At 50.0% G+C, this 24,212-nt stretch carries 22 protein-coding genes; 17 read left to right on the top strand and 5 right to left on the bottom strand.

Features of this window, described 5'->3' with window-relative positions; translation table 11 throughout:
• The first annotated feature begins 42 nt into the window (after window positions 1-42).
• Together HMPREF2700_RS00765 and HMPREF2700_RS00760 are read left to right on the top strand one after the other, a co-directional pair.
• Window positions 43-924, top strand: a complete 882-nt coding sequence (locus HMPREF2700_RS00765; protein WP_070589248.1) for an NAD(P)H-hydrate dehydratase — start codon at window positions 43-45, stop codon at window positions 922-924.
• Window positions 925-1,073: 149 nt separating this feature from the next.
• On the top strand, window positions 1,074-2,021 hold the full coding sequence (locus HMPREF2700_RS00760) for a bile acid:sodium symporter family protein (RefSeq protein ID WP_070589297.1): 948 nt from the start codon (window positions 1,074-1,076) through the stop codon (window positions 2,019-2,021).
• Window positions 2,022-2,119: 98 nt separating this feature from the next.
• Here HMPREF2700_RS00760 and HMPREF2700_RS00755 read toward each other — a convergent pair whose 3' ends face one another.
• Window positions 2,120-2,683 carry a YceI family protein gene (locus HMPREF2700_RS00755; protein WP_070589246.1) on the bottom strand — a complete coding sequence of 188 codons (564 nt, stop codon included), beginning with the start codon at window positions 2,681-2,683 and terminating at the stop codon, window positions 2,120-2,122.
• Between the two features lie 278 nt (window positions 2,684-2,961).
• Between HMPREF2700_RS00755 and ilvD the strand changes: the two genes are divergently transcribed.
• The 7 genes from ilvD (at window position 2,962) to ubiE (ending at window position 8,274) form a co-directional block, all read left to right on the top strand.
• The gene (gene ilvD, locus HMPREF2700_RS00750; RefSeq protein WP_070589244.1) at window positions 2,962-4,821 is read left to right on the top strand and encodes a dihydroxy-acid dehydratase; all 1,860 of its coding nucleotides are present in this window, start codon (window positions 2,962-2,964) and stop codon (window positions 4,819-4,821) included.
• Window positions 4,822-4,890: 69 nt separating this feature from the next.
• Window positions 4,891-5,022: a hypothetical protein gene (locus HMPREF2700_RS11965; protein ID WP_256388404.1), complete on the top strand. Its 132-nt coding sequence runs from the start codon at window positions 4,891-4,893 to the stop codon at window positions 5,020-5,022.
• Between the two features lie 68 nt (window positions 5,023-5,090).
• Window positions 5,091-6,380 carry a CAP domain-containing protein gene (locus HMPREF2700_RS00745; protein WP_070589242.1) on the top strand — a complete coding sequence of 430 codons (1,290 nt, stop codon included), beginning with the start codon at window positions 5,091-5,093 and terminating at the stop codon, window positions 6,378-6,380.
• Between the two features lie 76 nt (window positions 6,381-6,456).
• On the top strand, window positions 6,457-6,690 hold the full coding sequence (locus tag HMPREF2700_RS00740; RefSeq protein WP_070589240.1) for a cytochrome b6: 234 nt from the start codon (window positions 6,457-6,459) through the stop codon (window positions 6,688-6,690).
• A 1-nt stretch (window position 6,691) separates the two neighbouring features.
• Window positions 6,692-7,123, top strand: coding sequence for a gamma-butyrobetaine hydroxylase family protein (locus HMPREF2700_RS00735; RefSeq protein WP_070589238.1), 432 nt, complete (start codon window positions 6,692-6,694; stop codon window positions 7,121-7,123).
• On the top strand, window positions 7,095-7,391 hold the full coding sequence (locus tag HMPREF2700_RS00730; RefSeq protein ID WP_210389839.1) for an MBL fold metallo-hydrolase: 297 nt from the start codon (window positions 7,095-7,097) through the stop codon (window positions 7,389-7,391). The genes HMPREF2700_RS00735 and HMPREF2700_RS00730 overlap by 29 nt, the downstream gene beginning before the upstream one ends.
• 145 nt (window positions 7,392-7,536) lie before the next feature.
• Window positions 7,537-8,274 carry a bifunctional demethylmenaquinone methyltransferase/2-methoxy-6-polyprenyl-1,4-benzoquinol methylase UbiE gene (ubiE, locus tag HMPREF2700_RS00725; RefSeq protein WP_003746386.1) on the top strand — a complete coding sequence of 246 codons (738 nt, stop codon included), beginning with the start codon at window positions 7,537-7,539 and terminating at the stop codon, window positions 8,272-8,274.
• Window positions 8,275-8,438: 164 nt separating this feature from the next.
• On the opposite strand, the gene HMPREF2700_RS00720 is transcribed toward ubiE, so the two are convergent.
• On the bottom strand, window positions 8,439-9,569 hold the full coding sequence (locus tag HMPREF2700_RS00720) for a polyamine ABC transporter substrate-binding protein (protein ID WP_070589236.1): 1,131 nt from the start codon (window positions 9,567-9,569) through the stop codon (window positions 8,439-8,441).
• A gap of 250 nt (window positions 9,570-9,819) precedes the next feature.
• Here HMPREF2700_RS00720 and alaS point away from each other — a divergent pair, with 250 nt between their 5' ends.
• Genes alaS through HMPREF2700_RS00705 form a run of 3 tightly spaced genes read left to right on the top strand, consistent with a single transcriptional unit; the run spans window position 9,820 to window position 14,162 of the window.
• The gene (gene alaS / locus HMPREF2700_RS00715) at window positions 9,820-12,711 is read left to right on the top strand and encodes an alanine--tRNA ligase (RefSeq protein WP_070589234.1); all 2,892 of its coding nucleotides are present in this window, start codon (window positions 9,820-9,822) and stop codon (window positions 12,709-12,711) included.
• Window positions 12,712-13,464: a DarT ssDNA thymidine ADP-ribosyltransferase family protein gene (locus HMPREF2700_RS00710; protein WP_070589232.1), complete on the top strand. Its 753-nt coding sequence runs from the start codon at window positions 12,712-12,714 to the stop codon at window positions 13,462-13,464.
• Between the two features lie 2 nt (window positions 13,465-13,466).
• Complete coding sequence (locus tag HMPREF2700_RS00705) at window positions 13,467-14,162, top strand: DarT1-associated NADAR antitoxin family protein (RefSeq protein WP_070589230.1); 696 nt, start codon at window positions 13,467-13,469, stop codon at window positions 14,160-14,162.
• Window positions 14,163-14,378: 216 nt separating this feature from the next.
• Here the strand turns inward: HMPREF2700_RS00705 and HMPREF2700_RS00700 are convergent, their stop codons facing one another.
• The 3 genes from HMPREF2700_RS00700 to HMPREF2700_RS00690 all read right to left on the bottom strand — a co-directional run bounded on the left by HMPREF2700_RS00700 (window position 14,379) and on the right by HMPREF2700_RS00690 (window position 18,416).
• Complete coding sequence (locus HMPREF2700_RS00700) at window positions 14,379-15,236, bottom strand: CAF17-like 4Fe-4S cluster assembly/insertion protein YgfZ (protein WP_070589228.1); 858 nt, start codon at window positions 15,234-15,236, stop codon at window positions 14,379-14,381.
• Window positions 15,237-15,358: 122 nt separating this feature from the next.
• Entirely contained in the window at window positions 15,359-15,922 is a 564-nt protein-coding gene (locus HMPREF2700_RS00695; protein WP_070589226.1) for a peptidylprolyl isomerase, read from the bottom strand.
• 199 nt (window positions 15,923-16,121) lie between these two features.
• Complete coding sequence (locus HMPREF2700_RS00690) at window positions 16,122-18,416, bottom strand: TonB-dependent receptor (protein WP_070589224.1); 2,295 nt, start codon at window positions 18,414-18,416, stop codon at window positions 16,122-16,124.
• A 232-nt stretch (window positions 18,417-18,648) separates the two neighbouring features.
• Between HMPREF2700_RS00690 and HMPREF2700_RS00685 the strand changes: the two genes are divergently transcribed.
• The 5 genes from HMPREF2700_RS00685 (at window position 18,649) to HMPREF2700_RS00665 (ending at window position 24,168) form a co-directional block, all read left to right on the top strand.
• On the top strand, window positions 18,649-20,415 hold the full coding sequence (locus HMPREF2700_RS00685) for an ABC transporter ATP-binding protein/permease (protein ID WP_070589222.1): 1,767 nt from the start codon (window positions 18,649-18,651) through the stop codon (window positions 20,413-20,415).
• Between the two features lie 146 nt (window positions 20,416-20,561).
• A complete protein-coding gene (locus tag HMPREF2700_RS00680; RefSeq protein WP_070589220.1) occupies window positions 20,562-21,287 on the top strand; it encodes a glycosyltransferase family 2 protein in 726 nt (241 codons plus the stop codon).
• Between the two features lie 4 nt (window positions 21,288-21,291).
• A complete protein-coding gene (locus HMPREF2700_RS00675) occupies window positions 21,292-22,221 on the top strand; it encodes an LpxL/LpxP family acyltransferase (protein ID WP_070589217.1) in 930 nt (309 codons plus the stop codon).
• Between the two features lie 26 nt (window positions 22,222-22,247).
• Window positions 22,248-22,685 carry an acyl-CoA thioesterase gene (locus HMPREF2700_RS00670; protein WP_070589215.1) on the top strand — a complete coding sequence of 146 codons (438 nt, stop codon included), beginning with the start codon at window positions 22,248-22,250 and terminating at the stop codon, window positions 22,683-22,685.
• A gap of 103 nt (window positions 22,686-22,788) precedes the next feature.
• Entirely contained in the window at window positions 22,789-24,168 is a 1,380-nt protein-coding gene (locus HMPREF2700_RS00665) for an MATE family efflux transporter (protein WP_070589213.1), read from the top strand.
• The last annotated feature ends 44 nt before the right edge of the window (window positions 24,169-24,212 follow it).

The raw sequence follows: 24,212 nt of genomic DNA, 5'->3' as shown, positions 1-24,212 counted from the left end.
TTCTGATTTAAAATTAAATTTCTTATCTTGGAAGGTTACGCCATGCAGCCCATCTATACGCTTCCCGAATCGCTTCAAGCTTTTCAGACGGCCTTAGCATTTCCCGACGTATTCCGCCCACGCGCCCAAGAATCGCACAAAGGCACATACGGCACGCTTGCCATTATCGGCGGTGCAACAGGCATGAGCGGCGCGGTGGTTTTGGCAGCCACAGCCGCCATGTATCAAGGGTGCGGCAAGGTTTGGGCGGGCTTCAACCAAGCCACGCTGCCCTTTGCCATTATTCCGGAACGCCCTGAAATCATGCTTGCCACTGCGGCCCAGCTGATAGAACGCAACGATATCAGCGCACGCGTAATCGGCTGCGGCTTTGGTTTGGACGGATTATCAGAGCAGCTGCTGCCCCAAATCCTGTCTACACACCATAACCAGCCTTTATTGCTCGATGCAGATGCTTTGACACTGCTTGCCCGTTCTTCCAAATTAGCCGAATGCCTCAAATCGTACAAACATATCGTCCTGACACCTCATCCGGCCGAAGCTGCACGCTTACTCGGCACCGATACCCAATCAGTTCAAGCCGACAGGCAAAAAGCCGTAACCGAAATCAGCCGTAAATATGGCGCGACCGTCGTGTTGAAAGGCCATCATACATTGGTGGCCACGGCAGACGGCATAGTCTATACCAACACCAGCGGCAATGCCGGTTTGGCCACCGCAGGCAGTGGCGATGTCTTGAGCGGCATTATCGGCAGCCTGCTGGCACAAGGCATTCCAATATTCCAAGCCGCCTGCGCCGGCGTATGGCTGCATGGTGCGGCGGCCGATGTCATCAAACACAGCAGCCAAATCGAAACCGGCATGCTCGCCGGAGAAATCGCACCTGCCGCCCGATGGCTGCGCAATATTTTATCAAAAGAATAATGCCGTCTATATAGCAAATACAAATCACAGGCCGTCTGAAAATCAATTCTTATCTTCAGACGGCCTTATTTATTCTAATCCATTTTGCAAATTAAGGTTAAGGCGTGTATCCTTGGTTTCCTTTAAAAACAACTTCACAACATATCATCATGAATACCCTCAACAAAATCAGTAATTTTATCGGAAAGACCTTTTCCCTCTGGGCCGCGCTCTTTGCCGGCATCGCTTTTTTCGCTCCTGACACCTTCAAATGGGTCGGCCCTTACATTCCTTGGCTACTGGGCGTGATCATGTTCGGCATGGGCTTGACCCTCAAACCCTCCGACTTTGACATTTTGTTCAAACATCCCAAAGCCGTCATTATCGGCGTGATTGCCCAATTCGCCATCATGCCTGCGACTGCCTATCTGCTGGCGAAACTGTTGAACCTGCCTGCCGAAATCGCGGTCGGTGTGATTTTGGTCGGTTGCTGTCCGGGCGGTACGGCTTCCAATGTGATAACCTATTTGGCGCGCGGCAATGTGGCTTTGTCGGTTGCCGTTACTTCGGTTTCCACCCTGATTTCCCCATTGCTAACCCCTGCCATCTTCCTGATGCTTGCCGGTGAAATGCTGGAAATCCAAGCGGGCGGCATGTTGATGTCCATCGTCAAAATGGTTTTGCTCCCCATCGTTTTGGGCTTGATTGTCCATAAGGTTTTAGGCAACAAAACTGAAAAACTGACCGATGCGCTGCCGCTGGTTTCCGTTGCCGCCATCGTGCTGATTATCGGCGCGGTAGTCGGCGCCAGCAAAGGCAAGATTATTGAAAGCGGCCTGCTGATTTTCACGGTTGTCGTACTCCACAACGGTATCGGCTATCTGCTCGGCTTCTTTGCCGCCAAATGGACCGGCCTGCCTTATGATGCACAAAAAACGCTGGCCATCGAGGTCGGTATGCAAAACTCAGGCTTAGGCGCCGCCCTTGCTGCCGCACACTTTGCCGCCGCGCCGGTTGTTGCCGTTCCCAGCGCATTGTTCAGCGTGTGGCACAATATCTCCGGCTCGCTTTTGGCAACTTATTGGGCAGCCAAAGCCGATAAAAATAAAGAATCCTAAAACGTCTTTAATCATAAGGCCGTCTGAACAGGGATAAACGAAATCAACGATTTCTGCCTTACCTGTTCAGACGGCCTTTATTTTGAAATCAAGCAGGATTATTGTTTCACTGCTTCGATTTGGATATTGATGTTTACTTTTTTACTCATACCGGCGCTTACCAAATAATCCAAGCCCCATTTGGTACGGTCGATGGTGGTGCTGAAATCGCCGCCACACACTTCTGCTTTTGCCATCGGGCTTTGGTAGCAGTTGAATTTATCGGCTTTGAGTTTTACCGGCGCAGTTTTGCCGTTCATGGTCAGGTTGCCGTCAACGGAAAGCAGTTTTTTGCCGTTGAAATTGAATTTGGTGGATACAAAACGGATTTCAGGGTATTTGTCTGCATTGAAAATATCGGCAGATTTCAAGTGTTGGGTAAAGTGATCGGAACCGGTTTGCAGCTTGGACAAAGGCAATACGATATCGATGGAGCCTTGGCGTTTGGCACGGTCAAATTCCAAATTACCGGTCAAACCATAAATACCGCCGACGTTGGTGCTGGTGTTGAAATGATCGATGGCAAAGCGGGCATTGGCATGAAACTCGTCCACTTTATAAACAGCGGCAGACGCAGCAGAAGCCAACATGGCCGAACACAATGCAAACATGATTTTTTTCATCGTCTTATCCTTAGAAATGTGAGAAGTTCCCTATCATATCACTTTTTGATGCCAACATCTTTTGCAACTGAGAAAGACAGCGTTTCATCTTAGGAAAACTTCAGGCCGTCTGAAAGATTGAACAGCAAATTCAGGTGAAGCAAATACAGTTTAGTTTTATTACAAAATAGCGTGCTTCATCGCTCGTAATTGGTATAAAATACCGAGTTATTTCTACAACGGGCCGCCAACCAACCAGCCTATTTCAGACGGCCTCAGCATAAAACAAAGGAACAAAAATGCCTGAATACCGCTCCAAAACCTCTACCCACGGCCGCAATATGGCAGGCGCGCGCGCATTGTGGCGTGCGACCGGCGTAATGGAAACCGACTTCGGCAAACCGATTATCGCCATTGCCAACTCCTTCACCCAATTCGTCCCGGGCCATGTACACCTGCACAATATGGGTCAACTGGTTGCCCGCGAAATCGAAAAAGCCGGCGGCATTGCCAAAGAATTCAACACCATCGCCATTGACGACGGTATCGCCATGGGCCACAGCGGTATGCTCTACTCCCTGCCGAGCCGCGATTTGATTGCCGACTCCATCGAATACATGGTCAACGCCCACTGCGCCGACGCGCTGGTGTGCATTTCCAACTGCGACAAAATCACCCCCGGGATGCTGATTGCCGCCATGCGCCTGAACATCCCGACCATCTTCGTTTCCGGCGGCCCGATGGAAGCCGGTAAAGTTATCGGCGTGGCCAATATTCAACCCGAACGCCGTTTGGACTTAATTGATGCCATGATCGAATCGGCAGATGACAATATCACCGACAAACAAGTCGAAGAAGTCGAACAAAACGCCTGCCCGACTTGCGGCTCCTGCTCCGGCATGTTTACCGCCAACTCCATGAACTGTCTGACTGAAGCGCTCGGCCTTTCCCTGCCGGGCAACGGTTCATACTTGGCGACCCACGCAGGCCGCAAAGAATTGTTCCTCGAAGCAGGCCGCATGATTGTAGAAATCACCAAACGCTACTACGAGCAAGACGACGAAACCGTGTTGCCACGCAGCATTGCCACTAAAAAAGCGTTTGAAAACGCCATGACCATGGACATCGCCATGGGCGGCTCTACCAATACCATTTTGCACTTGCTCGCCGTTGCCAACGAAGCCGGTGTCGATTTCAAAATGGCCGACATCGACCGCCTGAGCCGCGTTGTGCCTTGCATCTGCAAAACCGCGCCAAATAATCACGACTACTACATGGAAGACGTGCACCGTGCCGGTGGCATCTTCGCCATTCTGAAAGAATTGGACAAAGCAGGCAAACTGCACACCGACGTGTACACCATTCACGCGCCGACCCTGAAAGACGCGATTGAAAAATGGGACGTGACCAACCCTGAAAACACCCATGCCATCGAGCGTTTTAAAGCCGCTCCTGGTGGCGTTCGCACTACTCAGGCATTCTCGCAAAACCGTATGTGGAAAACCCTCGACCTCGACCGCGAAAAAGGCTGTATCCGCGATGTCGAACATGCCTACTCGCAAGACGGCGGCTTGGCAGTATTGTTCGGCAATATCGCCGAGCGCGGTTGCGTAGTGAAAACCGCAGGCGTGGACGAGAGCATCCTCAAATTTACCGGCCGCGCCCGCGTGTTTGAAAGCCAAGAAGACGCAGTCGAAGGCATTTTGGGCAACCAAATCGTAGCCGGCGACATTGTCATTATCCGCTATGAAGGCCCTAAAGGCGGCCCGGGCATGCAAGAAATGCTGTACCCGACTTCTTACCTGAAATCCAAAGGTTTGGGCAAAGCCTGCGCCCTTTTAACTGACGGCCGCTTCTCCGGCGGTACTTCCGGCCTGTCCATCGGCCACGCTTCGCCTGAAGCGGCAGAAGGCGGCGCAATCGGTTTGGTACACGAAGGCGACACCATCGAAATCGATATTCCAAACCGCAGCATCCGCCTTGTCATTTCCGATGAAGAGCTTGCCGCACGCCGTGCCGAAATGGAAGCACGCGGCAGCAAAGCGTGGAAACCGGAAAACCGCGACCGCTACGTCTCCGCAGCCCTGCGTGCCTATGGCGCAATGGCAACTTCCGCCGACAAAGGCGCAGTACGCGACGTATCGCAAATCGAACGTTAATTAACCTGACTTTAAGGCCGTCTGAACGCTTTCAAGTGTTTCAGACGGCCTTCATTCAAACGGACAAATATGGACAAATTCATTTTAGCGATGATCGGCATGGCCATTGCCCTGTTGATTATTATTGGCGGCGGATTTATCGCTGTCGAATATTTCAAATCCCATCCTGAAGCATTCCAAGTCAAGCCGCTATCAAAATAATCATTTAACGGCATGAGTTTCAAGGGGAAAGAGCCGTAGCTCAAGGCCGTCTGAACGCAGTACATATAATGAAACACATTCTTTACTGGCTGGGTGGTTTTGCCGTCGCCCTCGGCATATTCCAATACTACGAAACCCATCGCTATTCCGAAGACCAGCTCATCTACGCCCAACCGCCGCAAAATCGTTCTGCCGTTGCCGATTTTGACGCCTTGGCGTATTTAAACTTCCTCCGCTCCTCAGCCAATCTGCCCGCACTGGCGCACTCAGACACACTCGAACGCGCCGCACGCAATCATGCCCGCTATCTGCTGCAAAACCCTGACGACGGCCATGACGAACATAATACGCGCAATCCCTTTTACACAGGCCCACGCCCATCCGACCGCACGCGCAAAGCCGGTTATGCCTATAAAGGCGTGCACGAAAACGTCAGCACCGGCCAACATTCGCCAAACGAAAAAACCAACGACCACCTACCTGCCCAACATCAGCTGGATAATCTAATGACGGCGATTTACCACCGTCTCTCCTTACTCGATCAAAATATCGACGAGGCAGGAGCAGCATTTGAATCGCAAGGCAAACAAATCGCGTTGAGCATCAATCAAGGCGACAGCAGATTCAACAACCTCTGCCAAAAAAACCGCCCCCTATCCGACCTCAGCCGCTCGTTTTATCAAGATGCCTGTCATGGCCATGCCATTGTTTATGCGGATGAAATTTCCAACCGCAATCTCCGGCCTTACATCACCTATCCGCAAGGCAGCTTCGCCTCGCCGGTTTTCCACGGCGAACGTCCCGACCCTATGCCGCATTATGAAATGACCGGCAATCCGGTCAGCATCGCGTTCTCAGAGCAATCGCCTCCGGTCAAAATGCGTTCGTTCAAACTGTATCAGGACACAAAAGAAATCAGAGACGTCAAAATCTTAGATAAAGATAATGACCCAAACCGCCTCCTGACCGAACACCAATTTGCGCTGTTTCCTTTACAGCCCTTGGAATACGACACCGACTACCGTGCCGTGTTCGAATACCGTCAAAACGGAAAAGACCGAACGGCCGAATGGACATTCAGCACGCAAAAACCCGATTATCCTTACTTCATCGTCAAAGGCGGCGAAACGCTGGCCATCGAATCCGGACAAAAATATTTTATCCATTGGAAGGATTTTTGGTGCTTGAAACAATGCGAACGCTACAACTACCGCATGAACCGCGACACCCAAATCGACATTATCGAGCGGCAGGCCGGCGGTATCATTATCCGTGTCAACGGAAGCAAAGGCAGCAGCATCCGCTTAATGCCCGAAGGCGAAGACAGGCGTGCCATTACACTTTATTTATGGAAATAAAGCCGTTTTCAGACGGCATGAAGCACCAAAAAGCTGATAAAATACCGCCTCACCACCCTACGGCAAGCTATCCAATATGACCAAACATCCGCAAACAGTAGCCAATACCCGCTATGCCTTTGCCAGCATTGCCGCCATGTTGGCCGCGTTTTTACTGTTCGTTGCCGTGATGTTGCTGCCTTTGGGACTGACGGCAGACACACAAGTGAGCCTGATACGGTTTTCACTCTACGCAATCGTGCTGTTTGCCGTACTTGGCGGTATTTTTTCTGTACGCGTTGCCTATTTGCGTAAAAAGAACGGAGCATGACATGACCCAAGCCGATAAAATTCCACAAGAAATCCGCCTCCAGCAAGAGCGACGCGTACTGACTTTGGTCTATGTTGACGGTGCCAAGAGCCTTCCTGCCGAATACCTGCGCGTGTACTCACCCAGCGCGGAAGTGCGCGGACACGGCCCCGGCCAAGATGTTTTGCAAACAGGCAAAGCCGAAGTCAGCATTACCGATTTGGACCCCGTCGGCCAATACGCATTGAAAATTACTTTTTCAGACGGCCATGACAGCGGCCTTTACGACTGGGACTATCTCTACCGACTGGCGCACAATCAAGACGCGCTTTGGCAAGACTATCTCGACCGCCTCAAAAAAGCCGGCGCATCCAGAACACCAAGTGCCGAAGATTTGAAACCCAAACGCACACATTCCTGCGGTAGTGGCGGCTGCGGCGGAAAGGCCGTCTGAAAAAGACGAGACCGTAACGTTGGACGACGGCAGGATCATTGACGGCAAAGCGTTCCTCTCCCCGCCCAAAAAAGGACGGGTAGTAGCCATCTTCGGCGATACCAAAGCCTGCCCGCAGGCAGTACGCGCCGCACAAAACGCAGACGTCTTGTTTCATGAAGCAACATTTGCAGCAGGCGATGAAGAGACAGCGGAACGAGTGTTCCATTCGACCGTGCCCGATGCCGCCAAGCCGGCTTTGCAAGCCAATGTGAAAAACTTTACCTGACCCACATCAGCACACGTTATACCGAAGAAGGGCAACGCCTGATGCTGGAGCGGCAGGCACAAACTATATTTCCCGCGTCGAAAGTGGTTGGCGATTTCGACGTATTCGATATCTGAATCCGTATTATTTTAAGAAGGCAGACACTATGAGCGACCACAAAACCCATTTCGGCTTCACGACTGTTGACGAAGACGAAAAAGCAGGCAAAGTTGCCGAAGTCTTCCACTCCGTGGCAAAAAACTACGACATTATGAATGACGTAATGTCCGGCGGTCTGCACCGTGTTTGGAAACATTTCACCATCAATACCGCCCGCCTGAAAAAAGGCGACAAAGTATTGGATATCGCCGGCGGTACAGGCGATTTGTCCCGAGGCTGGGCGAAACGTGTGGGCAAAGAAGGCGAAGTTTGGCTGACAGACATCAACTCCTCCATGCTGACCGTCGGTCGCGACCGCCTGCTCAACGAAGGCATGATTCTGCCCGTATCATTGGCAGACGCTGAAAAATTGCCGTTCCCCGACAACTATTTCAATCTGGTTTCCGTCGCATTCGGCCTGCGTAATATGACGCACAAAGATGCCGCGCTGAAAGAAATGTACCGCGTATTGAAACCGGGCGGCACCCTGCTGGTGTTGGAATTCTCCAAAGTATACAAACCTTTGGAAGGCGTGTACGACCTCTACTCTTTCAAACTGTTGCCGATTATGGGCAAACTGATTGCCAAAGATGCCGACAGCTACCAATACCTCGCCGAGTCTATCCGTATGCACCCCGACCAAGAAACCTTGAAACAAATGATGCTGGATGCAGGCTTTGACAGCGTGGATTACCACAACATGAGCGCAGGCATTGTTGCCCTGCATAAAGGCGTGAAATTCTAAGGCCGTCTGAAACAAACACAAAGGGCGTGATTGATAGACACGCCCTTTGTTTTTAAACCTTCCAAGCCAATCTGACACAAACCAAAGGCCGTCTGAACAGCCGTAAAACGAAATCAAGCATTTCGGTTACACCATTCAGACGGCCTTAATACGTCCAAATCAGCTTATGTCCCTGCTTTCACGCTTTGCCATTGACGGACCATAAATTTCAACGCCGCCGGTTGGATAGGCACCATGATAAAGCTGTTTTTCAAATCCTCATCGGTCGGGAAAATCGTATTGTCGTTTCTAAACTCTTCATCCATCAGCTCCTGAGCCGGTTTGCTGGACGGCGCATAAGTAACAAAATTGCCGTTTTTCGCCGCAACTTCAGGATCTAAGAAATCATTGATATACGCATGGGCATTGGCCACATGTTTGGCATCTTTCGGAATCACAAACGAATCCACCCAAATCCCCACGCCTTCTTTCGGCATCATCACACGGATTTTTTCCTTACCGCCTGCTTCTTCGGCACGACGTTTGGCAATGTTCAAATCGCCGCCAAAACCAATCGTTACGCAAGTATCGCCACGCGCCAAATCATCGATAAAACCGGACGAAGTAAAACGCTTGATGTACGGACGGTTTTTCTTCAAAACTTCCGTAGCCGCCTTAATATCCGCCGTTTCGCTGCTGTTTGGATTTTTACCCATATAGTTCAACACCATAGGATAAATCTCCGCCGCGCTATCCAAATAGCTGATGCCGCATTGTTTGAGTTTGGACGTGTATTCGGGGTTAAACACCAAATCCCATTGATTGTCCGGCAGCTGATCCGTGCCCAAAGCCTTTTTCACACGCTCGGTATTGATGGCGAAAGTATTGGTACCCCAATAAAATGGCACCGCATATTCATGCCCCGGATCGACGCCTTCCATCAGCTTCATCAACTGAGGATTCAAGTTTTTATAGTTGGGAATCAAGGATTTGTCGATTTTCTGATACGCACCTGCCTTAATCTGCCTACCGACAAACGCATTGGAAGGACCCACGATGTCGTAACCCGACTTGCCGGTCAATACCTTGCTCTCCAGCGTTTCATCGCTGTCATATACATCGTAAGTTACTGTGATACCATGTTTTTTCTCAAACGTGGCAACCGTCTCGGGATCGACATATTCCGACCAGTTGTAAATGCTCAATACCTTTTGATTATCGGTTTGAGCCGCCTTGTCGGCAGAAGTTTTGTCCGAGCCGCTGCAGCCGGCCAGTGCCAGCGCAGTCAGTACGATGAGGGGCAGATGTTTGGTCATTATCATTCCTTGCGTATCCGGTTGAAAATAGAGAGGCATTATAAAGCAGGCAAGCCCGAGCGGATAGGCTTCATTGTTAAAAGATATCGTCCCGCTTGAGGCCGTCTGAAAGACGGATTACTGCCAACTTAAAACCTTTCTGCCGATAGCTTGAAATATGGTTTTGCGGTAAGATAACGCCCATTCGTTTTTAATCGCAACGCGCCGTCCGGGCCGTCTGAAATCCTTGTAAAAAATTTATCGAGACATTATGAAAACCACCGAACTACGCCAAAAATTCCTGAAATTTTTTGAATCTAAAGGCCACACCATCGTCCGCTCCTCCTCGCTCGTGCCACACGACGACCCGACCCTGTTGTTTACCAACGCAGGCATGAACCAATTTAAAGACGTATTCCTCGGCTTTGACAAACGCCCATACAACCGCGCTACTACCGCGCAAAAATGCGTACGCGCAGGCGGCAAACACAACGACTTGGAAAACGTCGGCTACACCGCCCGCCATCACACTTTCTTTGAAATGATGGGCAACTTCTCCTTCGGCGACTACTTCAAACGCGACGCCATCCACTTCGCTTGGGAATTCCTGACTTCCCCGGAATGGTTGAACATCCCTAAAGACAAACTCTTAGCGACCGTTTACGCAGAAGACGACGAAGCCTACAACATCTGGCTGAACGAAATCGGCATGCCTGCCGAGCGCATCGTCCGCATCGGCGACAACAAAGGCGCAAAATACGCGTCCGACAACTTCTGGCAAATGGGCGATACCGGCCCTTGCGGCCCTTGCTCCGAAATTTTCTACGACCACGGCGAAGAAATCTGGGGCGGCATTCCGGGCAGCCCTGAAGAAGACGGCGACCGCTGGATCGAAATTTGGAACTGCGTATTTATGCAGTTCAACCGCGACGAACAAGGCAATATGAATCCGCTGCCTAAACCATCCGTCGATACCGGCATGGGCTTGGAGCGCATGGCCGCCGTCATGCAGCATGTTCACAGCAACTACGAAATCGACTTGTTCCAAGACCTGCTCAAAGCCGTTGCCCGCGAAACCGGCGCAGCTTTCAGCATGGAAGAACCCAGCCTGAAAGTCATCGCCGACCACATCCGATCCTGCTCCTTCCTGATTGCAGACGGTGTCTTGCCTTCCAACGAAGGCCGCGGCTACGTATTGCGCCGCATCATCCGCCGCGCCGTGCGCCACGGTTACAAACTAGGCCAGAAACAGGCGTTTTTCTACAAACTCGTGCCCGATTTGGTGAAAGAAATGGGCGCCGCGTATCCTGAGTTGAAAGAGAAACAGACACAGATTATGGAAGCCTTGCGCGCGGAAGAAAGCCGCTTCGGCGAAACGCTGGAAAAAGGCATGGGCTTGTTCAACCAAGTGCTCAACGGCATGAAATTCCTGAAACTGGAAAGCTTGTTGCCGCAAGACGGTGTAGGCAAACCTCTGACATTGAAAACCGCAGATGGTGTGGAATTTACCGCCGCTTCCCGTGTTGCTCCGAGCAAAAAGCAAATCGTTATCCGTCCTCGAGTTTCAGGCAGCCTGAACGAAGGCATGTATATCGATTTGCAGGCTGCTTTGGAAACCGCCCATATTCCCGACGCGAAAAAACCGTTTGCCGAAGCCTTGAATACCTACTTGATGGACAACATCGCCAACAGCAAACTCGTTATCGGCGGCGAACACATCTTCAAACTCTACGACACCTACGGTTTCCCCTACGACCTAACCGCCGACATGGCGCGCGAACTGGGCATCGAACTGGACGAAGCAGGCTTCGAGCGTGAGATGGAAGCCCAACGCGCACGCGCACGCGCCGCACAAAGCTTCAAAGCCAACGCTCAACTGCCTTACGAAGGTCAGGACACCGAGTTTAAAGGTTATAGCGAACGCCAAACCGAATCCAAAGTCCTCGCCCTCTACAAAAACGGCGAGCAAGTCAACGAATTGAACGAAGGCGACGAAGGTGCCGTCGTTATCGACTTTACCCCGTTCTATGCAGAATCCGGCGGCCAAGTCGGCGACGTCGGCTATATCTTCGCAGGCGAAAACCGCTTTGAAGTACGCGATACCCAAAAAATCAAAGCGGCCGTATTCGGCCAATTCGGCGTACAGACTTCAGGCCGTCTGAAAGTCGGCGACAGCGTTACCGCCAAAGTGGATGACGAAATCCGCAATGCCAATATGCGCAACCACAGTGCCACCCACTTGATGCACAAAGCCCTGCGCGATGTATTGGGCGAACACGTTGAACAAAAAGGCTCTTTGGTTACCGCTGAATCCACCCGTTTCGACATTTCCCATCCTCAAGCGGTAACTGCCGAAGAAATCGCCGAAGTAGAACGCCGCGTCAACGAAGCCATTTTGGCCAACGTTGCCGTCAACGCAGCCATTATGAGCATGGAAGACGCCCAAAAAACCGGCGCCATGATGCTCTTCGGCGAAAAATACGGCGACGAAGTGCGCGTGCTGCAAATGGGCGGTTTCTCTACCGAATTGTGCGGCGGTACACACGTTTCACGCACCGGCGACATCGGCCTCTTCAAAATCATCAGCGAGGGCGGTATTGCCGCAGGCGTACGCCGTATCGAAGCCATCACCGGCCTGAACGCACTCAAATGGGCGCAAGATCAAGAGCGTTTGGTTAAAGACATTATTGCCGAAACCAAAGCCCAAACCGAAAAAGACGTACTGGCGAAAATCCAAGCAGGCGCAGCACACGCCAAAGTATTGGAAAAAGAATTGGCACGCGCCAAAGCCGAACTCGCCGTCCACGCAGGCGCCAAACTCTTGGACGATGCAAAAGACCTGGGCTCAGCCAAACTCGTTGCCGCACAAATCGAAGCCGATGCCGCAGCCCTGCGCGAAATCGTGACCGACTTAACCGGCAAATCCGACAACGCCGTAATTCTTTTGGCGGCAGTAAACGACGGCAAAGTCTCCCTGTGCGCCGGCGTATCTAAACCGTTGACTGGCAAAGTCAAAGCAGGCGATCTGGTTAAATTTGCAGCCGAACAAGTCGGCGGCAAAGGCGGCGGCCGTCCTGACTTGGCGCAGGCGGGCGGCACAGATGCCTCCCAAGTCGGTGCAATGCTGGATTCAGCAGAAGGCTGGGTTAGAGAAAAGCTGTAAATGATGATAGAATGGCCTGAAACGATATTTCAGGCCATTTTTATACAAAGGGAAAATATGGATAATGATAAAGAACAAATTAAAGCAAGGGCAGAAGAACGTGGGATTGAATGGCTGGTACATTTTACCCATATTAAAAATCTAGAGAGCATTTTAAAACATGGCATTATTCCTCGCCTACAAACAGAACAATTAAATGAATCTTCGAAGGGGGAATTTATTTTTCCCGACCGATATCGTACCGATGGGAAAAATGCTTCTTGCTTAAGCATTATGTTTCCCAATAATAAGATGTTATGGCACAAAAGGAAGGAGTACTCTGATGAATATTGGGTATTTCTATTATTACGCCCTGATATCTTATGGGAATGTGATTGTGCCTTTTATCCGACAAATGCCGCCTCTACAGGTTTACATTACCAACCTGTTGAAAAATTTAAAACCGCGTCTGCTTTTGAGACCATGTTTGCCGATACGGTGATTCGAGAGACGAGATTTGAAATAGAGAATATTTCTCGCCCAGTAGATTTAAAAGCTTATTTACCAACTGATGTTCAGGCTGAAGTTTTGGTTTTTAATAATATATCAACCAATTATATTTTTGAATGTTATTTTCATTGGAAACTTGGGGATGTTGCTTCAAAATTAAAGGATGATTATCCCGATTTTGCCTTCTTCCCCAATGAGGAATGGGTTAGAAAAAACATCAAACATATTTTTTATGGATTTAGGGAAAACGTCAATTGGAGATAATTATGGCAACAAGACCGATTTATATTCCTCAAACTGAAGGAAATTATTTAGTAAGGACTGATATGGTTGATTTTGAATGGTTTGCTGGTTTTTCCGTTTCTCAAAAGCAAAAATCCATCCATTCTCTCCACACTGCCGCATTGAAAAAAGATTCAAACCTAAACCCGATTTTGGAAATCTCCAGTAAGTCAAAAGAGTCTTTAGGCGTAGCTTTGAGTGCGTTCAACCTGATGGTTTTGACTGCAGCAGGTAAACCCCTTGCTAGCGTGGAATGCGTTTTTCAGAGCAGTAAAGTGTTTGAAGGCGATAAGCAGTTTTTGGATCTACTCAAAGTATCGTCCCGCGAAGCTAAAAAAGACCCTCGTTTAAAAGAGTCCGGAAAATTAATCGCCTTCCGCCCTAACGGAAAAAAAGATAAAGAATGGAACCTGAACCCGCTAACTGCCTATTACGACTGGGTATATGTAAATGCTTTAAAACAACATGAAGAATACCATGAAGATTTGCTTTCTTATGCCGCATTCAGCGATATTGAATTTAACCCTGAAAAATCCATTAACTGCCAAGCCTATTCGGTTGCTTTGTTCTGTGCTTTGCATAAACGCGGTATTTTGCGTGACGTATTGAAATCACAACAAGATTTCTTAACCATTTATCATGACTTTAAAGTTAATAATGCTGCGATGGACTTGATTTAAACCTATAGTAAGTCGTACCCACGCACGCGGTTTTCGTTGTTACCGAATGATTCCAAACTATGACGTAATCCAGTCGGCAGCAAACGCAGCTTGTGTCATGTACCAACAAAACACAATATCAAAGGCCGTCTGAAAAATAATTTTCAGACGGCCTTTCTTTTTTCATTTCAAGCTGATTAATGCTTAAATTTCAGCTTTTTGTTCAATCATCTAACATCAATCTTTCTCAACCGTAAAAAACAGCTCTTCCTGTTTCAAAGCATTACCGTCTGCATCGGTTAATGCTGCTGCTGCTGCGGAAAACTTGATAACGGCGAGGCTGAGGCTGCCTTGTTCAGCCAATGCTGTGTTGAGGATGACGCCTGCTTCTTCTTCGCCGACTTTGACGGCAATACCGGCGGCTTCCAAAGAATCACCGCTTAATACGGCCAGACCGCGTTTGACTTGGCCTCGGTATTGGGCGCGAGCGATGATTTCTTGGCCGGGGTAGCAGCCTTTACGGAAATGGACTGCGCCGATGATGTGTTGGTTGAGCATTTGGGCAACTGCCGCTTCTTTGGTTGCGGCGCAAATCCACGGATAGCCGCTACGGATTTCGTGCAGGTTCCACGCGTTTTCGGCTCCTGCTTGATATTCGGCTGCGTTTTCGGCTGCTGAAATTTTCAGACGGCCTGTGTGCGGCAAGGCAATTTCTACGGTGTTTTCTTGAATTTGAGCTGGGAAAGACAGTTTCGGTTCGGCAGCGGGATGAGGCTCTGCATTGTCTGCCAACTCGCCGCTGACTGCTAAATCAGGCATCAACTCGAAGACGACTTTTGCACGCAAGACAAACATTCTCAGGCGTTTGACGATGGCTTCGGTCAAATCTTGCGCCATAACCAACAGTAAATCTTCTCCGCGATTGACGACCAGCATATTCGCCAACACACGGCCTTTAGGCGTATTGTATGTGGCGTAACATGCCTGACCGGAAGCTAAATTATTAATATCGTTGGATAATTGGCCATGAAGAAATGAAGCTCTGTCTTCACCGCTGACGCGGACAACGCCGAAAAAAGGCAGGCGGGTTTGCATAATCAACTCCTTAAATGGTAGATGCTGAATTATCGCCCAAATTGCCGCTTATTATCAAATAAATAAATTCAGGCCGTCTGAATGTTTCAGACGGCCTGTTGTTTGGGTTCAAACAAGCAAAATTATTTGATGCTGACTTTGCGGATAATCACGGCTTCGGTTGGAACGTCTTGGTGGAAGCCGCGTGTCGCTGTTTTTACTTTGCTGATTTTACGGACGACGTCCATGCCGGAAGTAACTTTACCGAAAACAGCATAGCCGTAGCCTTGAGGGGTTTTGCTTTTGAAATTCAAAAAGTCATTGTCTGCTGTATTGATAAAGAACTGGCTGGTTGCTGAATTCGGATCGCCGGTGCGCGCCATGGCGATGGTGCCGACATTATTTTTCAAGCCGTTGTATGCTTCATTGGTGATGGCTTTATCGGTGGGTTTTTGAACCATATTCTCGGTAAATCCGCCGCCTTGAATCATAAAATTGTCGATAACGCGGTGGAAAATCGTGTTGTCGTAAAAACCTTTTTTGGCGTAATTGACAAAGTTTGCCACGGTTTTCGGCGCTTTGACTTCATCCAGCTCCAGTTGGATGTTGCCCATATTGGTTTCAATCACGGCATGGGTAACCGCTTGCGCTTGCACGGAAAGTGAGAGTGCGAGGGCGCACAGGGTCAATTTGATGGATTTTTTCATATGTCTTCTCGAATGATGTATTGTGAAAATGGAATATTAACCTTGTTTCGCGTGAAATCCATAAAAGACATGTAAGATTTTTCAAGCAAAAAACATAAGGCAATCAAATCAGGCCGTCTGAAAAGGGATAAAAACCAAATTCTTGTTTTTTATCATTCCCTTTCAGACGGCCTGCTATTACGGTCAAACCGAAATCAGATTAGAAATCCAATTCCGCTTTCAGCCAATAAGTGCGCGGCATACCGACGACGGCGAAGCTGCGGTCGTATTGGCCGCGCTGTACCTGCCAGTAGTTTTTGTTGAACAGGTTTTCTACCGAGCTGCTGACGGTCAAAGTATTTTTGCCGAGCTTGGTTTTGTAGCGCGCGCCTACGTCAACCAAGGTATAGGACGGGAAGGCGTATTTTTTTTGCGTGTCTTGGTAAGACTTGCCGAAATACGAAACATTACCGTTCAAGGTCAAGCCTTTAGCAAACGGGGTGTCCCATTCAACGCCTGCTTTGGCAATCACGCGTGGGTTGGCGACTTGTACGCCGCTGACCAGCATATCGCGTGAATTTGGATAGTCTTTCACGGTCGATTGCAGATACATCAGACCCAAAGTCGGACGCAAAGTATTGTTGAGCAAATTCGCGTAGGTGTTGAACTCGATACCGCGGCTACGTTCCATGCCTTGTTCGTCGCCTGCCGCAGCACCGGAACGGGCAAAAGCGGAATTGTTGCCATAGGTCAGCGTTGTTGTTGTTACCCCATTTATTGTCTTGGTGGTTGTCTGACCGCGCCAGTAGCCCGGACGTTTGATTTGGAACGCGTTTAACGTGGTCACGAAATTGCCCCAGTTTTTACGCACGCCCACTTCAAACTGACGGCTGACACGCGGTTTGGACATGGTGGTATGGTCGTCATCATCGGTTTTGATGTCGGCAGGCTCCAAGTCTTCCATGTAGTTGCCGTAAACGACCAAATCAGGTTGCGGCACCCACGCGGCCATCAACATAGGGCTGAAGCGTTTGGAATCCCCGCTTTTACCTTCTTTTTTATTGGTGTATTCAACCGCTTGGAAACGTCCGCCCAAAGTCAGACGGTATTTGTTGTCGGCAAAGCCCAGTGTGTCGGACAAGGCCAGGCTGTTGACTTTAATATTGGCATCCAGGTTTGCTGAGCCTTCCCAGTCTGTCGCGTAATTAGGAACAAAAGAAGCCAGTTGATTTTCAATATTGCCGTTTGCATCAACCTCAACGCGGCTTTTACCTGCAGCCGAACCACGGACAGTCGCACGCTGACGAATGATACGGTCAAAAGCCGTACTCCAGTTATGCGTTACCGGGCCGGTTTCAAATTCGCCACGTGCGGATAAATTCATACTCAAAGTACGGAAATATTGGTCAGTCAGGCGCGCCGTGCCGGTGTGGTATTGGTTGGCACTTGAGCAGGTTGCGGTTTGACTGCTTGCGCCTTTTTTACCGCATATGGTCGGAGAAATCAGCGTGCCGTAATAGCGCGCTTTGTTGTAGCCGATACCGCCGGTAATTTGGGCATTTTCAAACGCATCCCATTCAAAGGTCAGCATATTGGTTTGGCCGACGGTGTTTTGCCAGTTCCAACTTGGTAGCAAATTCACTTTACCATCAGGTGCATCAAACAATCGGCCGTTGGCGTTTTGAATATCCTGCATACGCGCACGACCGCCGTTGGTTTTACGTTTGGCGTAGATAGAGTCAAGCGCTACGCGCAATTTTTCGCCGCGGTAGTCAGCATTCAAAGCAAATTCTTTGTTGTCTTCGCTATAACCATCGCGTGGCGTATCGCCGTGGCGCAGTTTGCCGTTGGCGCGCACGCCGAATTCTTTGTTTTCGCCGAAGCGTTGACCCAAGTCGAACGTACCTTGGGCGCGGTTGTTGCTGAACCAGCCCAAACCGATTTTACGGTTGCCTTCGTCCGCGGCTTTTTTGGTTTCGATGTTGACGGAACCGGATACCGCGCCTTCAGGGTCCATGCCGTTTACGGCGGTGGACGCGCCTTTAATCAATTGCGCCGAGCCGACTTGCACGCTGGCCGTACCTTGTGTGCCATACATACCGGCCAAACCGTTGACGCTGAATTGGCGCGCATCAAGCTGATAACCGCGGAAATACAGGCCGGTCAGCGTGTTGCTTTCGCCGCCGAACTGCCAAACAGAAGCGTCTTTTTTCGCTACGGCATCCACCAAAGTACGCGCTTCGGTGTTGTTGAGGGCTTGTTCGTCGTAATTGACGACGGTAATCGGCGCGGTAAAGGCGTTGGCTTTACCCAATACGCCCAAGTTCACGCGGTCGCGCAAGTCGCCGTCGCTGGCGATGGAGTAAGAACGAGCGGCTTTGACGCGTTTGGCGTCGGCGCGGACATTGACTTCCTGCAACTGCTGTTGCACAGGGGTTTCGGGTGTCGCTTCATCGGCGGCATAAGAAAATGCGCTCATAATCAAAAGCGGCATCAGGGCTAATTTGCTGTTCATAAAATACCTTCTGGTTTGAAATATTAATAATTCTTATATCGAGTAAAAAATTACAAAGTAATTTGGTTTTGCGATTATATTTGATAAGATTTCCGCTTTCCACAAAAACAAATAAGAACCGTTTGTAAACACAAAAAATACAACAGTTCAGAAAACTATTATTACAGTTACCATAGTCAAATAAATTTGCCGTCCTTTCAGACGGCCTTTACATCCTTTCAGAGAACACTCCATGCAAAAATGGCAAATCGAGCTTTATTCCACGCCGTCTTGGCTATTGCAGACCTTATTGATGGTCGCTGCAGCCTCGACGGTCATTCTGTTTTTTGCACGCAACACACGCTTCGGGCGCGAGTTTGGCTATATCCTGCGCCTGTGCCTGACGCCGAAAAGCGCGGTCAAAGTCTTGCTGCTGATTACGGCAATGATTACGTTGCTGTTAACCGAAGTGCGGCTGAATGTGTTGAGCACCTTTATGTCCAAAGGGCTTTACGACTCGATGCAGGATTTGAACGCCTCCGCGTTTTGGATGTTTGCAGCGATGAACGCGGGCGTGGTGTTGGTGCGAGCGTTTAACAACGTCGTCAACGACTTCCTCGATCAAGGTTTGGCGATTAAATGGTCGGAGCGGCTCAATGAAGTTTTGACTTCGCGCTGGCTTGCCGACAAAAACTACTACCGCCTGCAAATGCGCCGCCATGCGCCGGACAACATCGACCAGCGTATCCAACAAGATGCGCAGGATTTCATCGCCTCGACCATAGAATTTGTGCGCGGCATGGTCAATTCGGTCGTTACCTCGCTGGAATTTGCCGTTGTTTTGTGGGGCTTGGCAGGCATCCTGACCGTGTTCGGCTTCGACATTCCGCGCGGCATTGTTTGGTTCGTCTTTATCTTTGTGATTTTGGCGACCTTTATCGCCATGTGGATAGGCAACCCGTTGATTCGTTACAACTATGAAAACGAAAAGCTCAACGGCGACTACCGTTATTCCCTCATCCGCGTGCGCGACCATGCCGAAAGCGTGGCGTTTTACAGCGGCGAAAAACACGAACACGACCAGCTTTCCGACCGTTTTAAAGCCATTATCCGCAACCGCTGGCGCATTGCGCGACAAAGCGTCTGCCTGAGCGGCTTTAACGATATGTTCACCAACGGTATCAAGCTTTTTCCCATTATTTTGCAAGCCCCGCGCCTGTTTGCCGGACAAATCAAAATCGGCGACATCCAGCAGACCGTCCAAGCCTTCGCACGACTGCAAAACGCGCTGTCTTTCTTCCGGATGTTCTACAACAAATTCACCGCCTACCGCGCCCGACTGGAGCGTCTGTACGGCTTTTTGCTGAGTACGGAAGAAAAACACACCGCACGACAACCCGACCTTACCGAAGTTTCAGACGGCCTGATCTTGGAAAACGTTGCCCTATACCGCCACAACGGCGAAGTTTTATTAGACGGTATCAATATCAACCTAAAAAGCGGCAATTCCCTGCTGATACGCGGCCCGAGCGGTTGCGGCAAAACTTCGTTGCTGCGCACGCTGGCAGGGCTTTGGCCTTTCGGCAGCAGCGGTAAAGTCAGCCATCCGCCGCATCAAGAGATTCTCTTCCTGCCGCAACGCCCGTACACAGCGCAAGGCAGCCTGCGCGACGCGATTTGTTATCCTGACATCGACAAACAGCATCCCGAGTTAGCCGAAGCCATGAACACCTGCCGCTTAGGTTATCTGGTTGATAAATTAGATAAAACCGATGACTGGCAGCACAAACTCTCCCCGGGCGAACTGCAACGTGTCGCCTTCGTCCGCGCCCTGCTCTCGCAGCCCAAAGTCATCCTGCTTGATGAAGCCACCGCCGCCTTGGACGAACCGACCGAAGCCATGCTCTACCGTGCCTTAAAGCAAAAACTGCCCGACAGCATCATCATCAGCATCGGCCACCGCAGCACGCTCAACGAGTTCCATGATTTATGCCTCGATGTCGGTCATGTACAATGCTGAATTAATGGCATATCAAAGGCCGTCTGAAACAGTGAAAAACGAAATCAAACGATTTTGTCCTCGCCGTTTCAGACGGCCTTTTCAAACGCCATGGCATGTTTATTTGCTATACTCTGCATTGTGTTAACGTCGTCTAAAAAATATTTATGAAAACCCTGGCCCTTATTCCACATTATAACCACCCGACCACCATCAGCCACGTTGCCCAAACCATGCGCGGCTTTGGTTTAAACGTTTTAATTGTGGACGACGGTTCACGCGAAGAATGCAAACCTGTATTGCAGGCTTTGGTTTCAGACGGCATTGATGTCCTTTACCACACTATCAACGGCGGCAAAGGCGCAGCGGTCAAAACCGGTTTGGAATACGCGCAAGAACACGGTTATACCCACGTCTTGCAGGTCGATGCAGACGGCCAACACTGCTTGAGCGACACTCCCAAACTCCTCGCCGCAGCAGAACAAAACCCCGAAGCCGTTGTTTGCGGCTGGCCGCAATACGGCGATGACGCGCCCAAAGCACGGCTTTACGGACGCAAAATTACCGATTTCTGGAATATGCTGCACACTTGGTCATGCGACATCAAAGACGGCATGTGCGGCTTCCGCCTCTATCCGCTTGCACCCGCGCTATCCGTTGTCCGCGAAGAAACTGTAGGCGACCGCATGGACTTCGACACAGAAATCCTTATCCGCCTCTACTGGCGCGACGTCAAACCGGTTTGGATTAAAACACCCGTCCAATACGCCGCCGACGGCGTGTCCCATTTCGATGCCTTTGCCGACAATGTCCGCATCAGCAAAATGCACACACGGTTGTTTTTCGGTATGTTGAAACACCGATTGGGTAAAGTTTTCGGAAAGGCCGTCTGAAACCATGACCGATAATAAACAAACCCATTGGGCGGCGCAGCCCGAACGCGGCAGCCGCCTGTTTCTCGCTCTGACCACATTGATGGTGCGCTATCTGCCGGCTTTTTTCATGAGGCCGTGCATTTGGTTTGTGGTGCTGTATTTTTATGCAACCGCGCCCAAACCGCGCCGTCATGTCTTACGCTATCAAACCCGTCTTCAGACGGCCTTTCCCCATACCGTCCTGCCGAAACACAGCGTATTCAAACAATTCATCGCATTTGGCGAAGCGGTTTGCGACCGTTTTGCTGTGTGGCAACGCAAAATCCGTTATGAAGATTTGGTGATTGAAGATCCGGACGATATCTATTCGCAAGTCAAGCGCAACGAACGCGGCCAGATTTTTGCCTGTTCGCACTTGGGCAATACCGAAGTTTGCCGTGCGCTGGTGTCGCACCATAAAAATTTCAGACTCAATGTATTGGTGCACAGCAAACACGCACAGGCATTTAACGAGGCATTGCAAAAAGCCGGTGCAGATCATATCCGTCTGATTCAAGTAACAGATTTGGACACCACCCTGATGATGGAATTGAACAGCCGTATCGAAAACGGCGAATGGATTGCCATCGCGGCCGACCGCGTGCCTGTACGCGGCGAGAAAACCGCCGACATTAATTTCTTAGGCCATACCGCCCCTATGCCGCAAGGCGCATGGCTGTTGGCTTCGCTTTTAAAAACGCAGGTAAACACGTTGTTTTGCGTCAAACAAAACGGCCGCTATCATTTGAAACTGCGCCGCTTTACCGATACTTCCAGCTGGAAACGCGGTAACCGCGAGGCTGCCGTCAAAGACGCGATGCAGGGTTTTGCCGACATTTTGGCGCAAGAATGTGCGCAAAATCCGCTACAATGGTTCAATTTTTATGATTTTTGGGGCGAAGACGCCGTCTGAAACCATCACACTTACTCTTTTAAACCATGAAAAAACACATCTACTGCCAACACAGCTTTGAAACCGAAGTTCCTTTTTTTGACGTAGATGCCATGCACATCGTGTGGCACGGCAACTATGTCAAATACCTTGAAACCGCACGTTGTGCTTTTCTGTCTTCCATCAGTTATGACTACAACGAAATGGGACGGCAAGGGTACAGCTGGCCGATTGTGCAGATGAACCTCAAATACATCCGCCCTGCCCGTTTCGGCCAAAAAATCCGCATTGATATGGACATCGTTGAAATCGAAAGCTGCCTGCGTATCGATTACACCATTTATGATGCCGAAACCAACGAAAAACTGACCCGTGCTTCGACTACCCAAGCCGCGGTTTCGCTTTCAGACGGCCTGATGCAGTTTCAAACACCGGACAGCTGGTTGGAAGCAGTAAAAAAACATCCGACATTTAAGGCCGTCTGAAAAATTTAGCGATTAAACAACATATTGCCTGCTTATCAGCATTACCCTTTATAATTTTAAGTTTCCATTTCAGACGGCCTTTATCCTCAATCCACATACAATTATGCTACTGAACCTCAACCGCTTTGCCTTTCCTGTTTTCTTAAAAGAAACCCGCCTGCTTACTGCCCTCGCCCTGCCTATGCTGTTGGCGCAAGTGGCGCAAGTGGGTATTGGTTTCGTCGATACGGTGATGGCCGGTGGCTCAGGTAAGGAAGATTTGGCCGCGGTGGCTTTGGGCAGCAGCGCGTTTTCCACGATTTACATTACCTTTATGGGCGTGATGGCGGCGTTAAACCCGATGATTGCCCAGCTGTACGGCGCAGGTAAAACCGAAGAAGTCGGCAAAACAGGAATGCAGGGCATTTGGTTTGGCTTGTGTTTGGGCGTATTCGGCATGCTGCTAATGTGGGCGATGATTATGCCTTTCCGTCATTGGCTGACATTGAACGATTATGTCGAAGACACGATGGCGCAATATATGTTCTTTACCAGCTTGGCAATGCCGGCCGCCATGATACACCGCGCCCTGCACGCTTATGCCTCCAGCTTGAACCGCCCACGCGTGATTATGTTGGTCAGCTTTGCGGCATTTGTGTTGAATGTGCCGCTGAACTATGTGTTTGTTTACGGCAAATTCGGTATGCCTGCTTTGGGCGGCGCAGGTTGCGGCGTGGCAACGGCGGCGGTATTTTGGTTCAGCGCATTGGCGTTGTGGCTTTATATCGCCAAAGAAAAATTCTTCCGTCCGTTTGGCTTGACGGCAAAAATCGGCAAACCCGATTGGGCGGCTTTCAAACAAATTTGGAAAATCGGTGCCCCCATCGGCTTGTCTTATTTTCTAGAAGCCAGCGCGTTTTCGTTTATCGTCTTTTTGGTGGCGCCATTCGGCGAGGATTATGTTGCCGCCCAACAAGTCGTCATCAGCCTGTCGGGCATCTTATATATGGTTCCACAAAGCGTCGGATCAGCAAGCACGGTGCGCGTAGGCTTTTCGCTCGGACGACGCGAGTTTTTGCGGGCGCGTTATATTTCAGGCGTTTCGCTGGTGTTGGGCTGGGTACTTGCCACCTGCACCGCGCTGCTCTTGGTCATCTTTCGCTTTCAGTTGGCCAGTATGTACACCAACGATGCGGCCGTATTAGGCATTGCCGCGACCGTTTTATTTTTCGCTTCCCTATTCCAACTGGCAGACGCCACCCAATGTATCGCTTCATATGCGCTGCGCGGCTATAAAGTGACCAAAATGCCGATGTTCATCCATGCCGTGGCTTTCTGGGGTTGCGGCCTGTTGCCCGGCTACCTGCTTGCCTATCATGTCGATATGAGTATTTACGGCTTCTGGACCGCGCTGACCGTTTCACTGACGATTGCTGCCATCGCATTGGTATGGTGCCTGGAGCTTTGCAGTAAAGAGATGGTCAAATCGCATAAGGCCGTCTGAAATTTCTTTCAGACGACCTCCATTGATATTTCATTTACGGCTTA

It is taken from the genome of Neisseria sp. HMSC068C04, assembly GCF_001810105.1.
GTDB lineage: Bacteria > Pseudomonadota > Gammaproteobacteria > Burkholderiales > Neisseriaceae > Neisseria > Neisseria flavescens_B.
The sequence above is the reverse complement of the archived record's forward strand: the minus strand, read 5'-3'. Positions and strand labels throughout refer to the sequence as shown.